2 protein-coding genes are annotated in these 3151 nt (G+C 72.4%); both read right to left on the reverse strand.

Annotation, left to right across the window (positions count from 1 at the left end; all coding sequences use genetic code 11):
- Window positions 1-7 precede the first annotated feature (7 nt).
- Window positions 8-541 carry a carboxymuconolactone decarboxylase family protein gene (locus tag FGF04_RS38570; RefSeq protein WP_149516052.1) on the reverse strand — a complete coding sequence of 178 codons (534 nt, stop codon included), beginning with the start codon at window positions 539-541 and terminating at the stop codon, window positions 8-10.
- Between the two features lie 220 nt (window positions 542-761).
- Window positions 762-3083 (reverse strand): ABC transporter permease, encoded by a 2322-nt coding sequence (locus tag FGF04_RS38575; protein ID WP_408055725.1) that lies wholly within the window; start codon window positions 3081-3083, stop codon window positions 762-764.
- Between the last annotated feature and the right edge of the window lie 68 nt (window positions 3084-3151).

A 3151-nucleotide genomic window follows, 5' to 3' on the forward strand; every position in this document is an offset into this window, starting at 1 on the left:
GGGCGAACTACCGCGTGAGGACAGCCTCCGCGTCCAGCGTGACCGCGACCGCCTGGACGACGGAAGCGATCTTGAACGCTTCCTGGATCGTCTCCGGCTCCACCCCCACCCCCCGCAACGCCCGCTCGTGCGAGTCCAGACACGCCCCGCACCCGTTGACCGCGGAGACGGCCAGCGACCACAGCTCGACGTCGGTCCTCTCCACCCCCGGGTCACCGAGCACGTTCGTCCGCAGCCCGGCCCGCAGCTTCCCGTACTCCGGGTCGGAGAGCAGGTGCCGCGTGCGGTGGAAGACGTTGGTCATCGCCATGACCGCCGCCGCGGACTTCGCCGCCGTGTAGGCCTCGGGCGAGAGCCTCGCGTCGGCCTCCTCCTCCAGCTCCCGCAGGACGACCGCGGAGCGTGAGGCGATGGCGCAGACCAGCACCGTGCCCCACAGCTGCTGCTGCGTGAGGAGGGAGGTGCCGGTCACCGAACCGAGGTTCAGCCGGAGGTCCTTGGCGTAGTCCGGGAGCGCGGACGTCAGCGCGTCGAGGGACACGGGTCACGCACCGGCCGGTCGTGCGGACCGGCGGTCGACCGTGGTGGGCATGGGGTTCCTCCGGGGTCGAGGAGAAGGGCGCTTCGCGGCCTTCCGTGCGGGTCGGGCGTCGACAACACTGCCACGGGGAGGCAGACCACCGGAAACGGCCGAGCCGGAGCCGAAGCGAGCGGCCCGGCCCGGCCGTCAGGTCCACCCACGGCCGTTCCCCCCGGCGGAGCTACTCCGTGCGGAGCCCGTCCGGGCGCATCAGCCTCAGCAGAGGCGGGATGCTCAGCGCCGTCACCACCAGGACGACCGCCGCGCCGATGCCCGTCATCGTCAGGACGCTCGACCAGTCGACCGTCACCGGCACGGCCGTCATCTTCAGGAGGACCGTGCCCAGGGTGAGGCCCACCGCCGCGGCGAGGACCAGGCCGAGCGAGACCGGGATCGCGGTCTGCCACAGCACCGAGAGGCTCAGCGTGCGGCGCCGGGTGCCGAAGGCGACCAGCGCCGACAGCAGCTTCTTGCGCTCGCGCAGCTGCTCCAGCTGCGAGACCAGCAGGCTCGCCCCGATCAGCCCGAGGACACCGGCCGCGCCGACGAACAGGCCGGTGCGGATGGAGTCGTAGCGCTGGGACCGCTCGGTCGCCGCGTACGTCATGGGTTCCGTGAGCGGAGAGAGCTGCGCCGAGGCGGTGCGCACCACTTCGTGCACGTCCGGGACCGTCATGTCGAGACCGAGGTAGATCTGGCCTTTGAGACCGGCGGCCGCCGCGGCGGGCAGCGCCTTCGTCGTGATCAGGAAACCGCCCCGCTCCCAGCCCGTCGGGTCCTTGCGCGGCGCGGCCTCCTTGATGCCCCGCGGCACCGTCCAGGGCACCTCCGTGCCCGGTACGGCCTCCCAGGAGGGGTCGATGAAGAGCTTGCTGCCCGGCACCGCAAGCTCCTTGGTCTCGATGGAGGCCCCGGCCGCCACGGTGAAGACGTCTCCCTCCCGGCACGAGGGCAGTTTCGCCACCTCGCGCAGGGCGGCGCAGTCGCCGACGGTGAGTTCCACGGACGACTCGGGCTCCTTCCGGTCCGTTCCCACCGTGCCGTCGGAGAGCACGACCGTGCTGCGCACGCCCCGGGTCCCGGCGAGCTTCTTCCGGGCTTCGGTGACGGGGACGGACGACGGCACGGAGACCTGCATCTGGGCGCGCGTCAGATCCTTGCCGGTGGACCTGGTGTAGTCGTCCTGGACGCCGGTGAACAGCATCTGCAGGGCGATCGCGCCGGCCACCGCCACCGCGATGCCGTTGACCATGCGGGCCGCGGTGCCGCTGCTCAGCTGCAGCCTGCGTACGGCCAGCTGCCAGGCGACCGGGCCCGAGTTCAGCCGGGCCACGACGGCCTCCACGACCCACGGCAGCAGCGCGGTGACGCCGACGAGCAGCAGGACGACACCACCGGTCACCATGTACTCGTTGAAGTTGCCGTTCTCGGTGCCCTTGCCGATCATCGGGGCGAGCAGTCCGAGACCGCCCAGCGGCAGCAGCAGCCGCCACCAGAGCCGGCGCCGCTGGGGCCGGGCCGTGCGCACCACGCCGAGCGGCTCGATGACCACTCCGCGCAGGGCCAGCAGCGTCACCGCGACCGCGGCCGCCGGGACCGCGACGGCGATCAGGAGGGCGAGTGCGGGGGCCGGGTCCATGTAGCTGGGGAAGACGCTGAAGCCGAACAGCTCGACGGATCCGGCGACCTGGCGGCCCACCAGGAAGAAGCCGATGCCGAAGAGCAGCCCGAGGACGGCCCCGGAGAGCGCCTCGCCCGCCGCGATCCGGCGGGTCATCCGGCCGTCGGCGCCGACCAGCCGCAGCGCCGCGAGCCGGCGGTCGCGCCGCTCGCCGCCGAAGCGTACGGCCGCGGCGATGAAGACGCCGACCGGCATCAGCAGCACCACGAAGATGGTCAGGACGAGCAGGAGCAGGACCGGGTCCATGTCCTCCGTGGGGACGTCCTGGTTCTTGAAGGTGTCGATGCGCACGACGTGGGCGCCGCCGTCGTTCTTTTTCAGCTTCTCGCCGCCCGTGTAGAAGGCGAGTTCGGCGGAGCCGATGAGGCCCGGCTCGTCGATCGTGCCGACGACCCGGTACGGCAGCCGCTCGCGCAGCAGGGCGGAGTCCTTCGCCGCCAGCAGTTCCTTGAGCGCGGGGGACACGATCATCTCGCCCGGCGCGGGGAACTTGTGCACGCCGGGCGGCAGCGGCGCCCGCAGTCCCTCGGGCTGCAGCTGGCGGCCGCGGATGTCCTGGCCGTGGAACTCGGTGCTGACGCTCGCGACGAGCACCGTCCTGTCCGACTTGGCCGGCTCGGGTCCGAACTGCATGCCCATGCGCGCGTACTCGCGGTCGGAGCGCGCCTGCATCGCGTTGGGGATGGCGGTGGTGAGCAGCAGCAGCGCCACCCCGAGACCCACGCCGATCCCGGTGAGCAGGACGCGCACCCAGCCCTCGCGGCCGCCGGTGAACGCGAACTTGGCGCCCATGGCCAGGTCCCTGGACCACTGCACGACCATGGGGACGTCACGCGGCGGCTGCGGCCGGGCGGCCGGGGCCGCCGCGTGACGTCCCCATGGTCGTGCAG

It is taken from the genome of Streptomyces apricus, assembly GCF_008369065.1.
Classification (GTDB): domain Bacteria; phylum Actinomycetota; class Actinomycetes; order Streptomycetales; family Streptomycetaceae; genus Streptomyces; species Streptomyces apricus.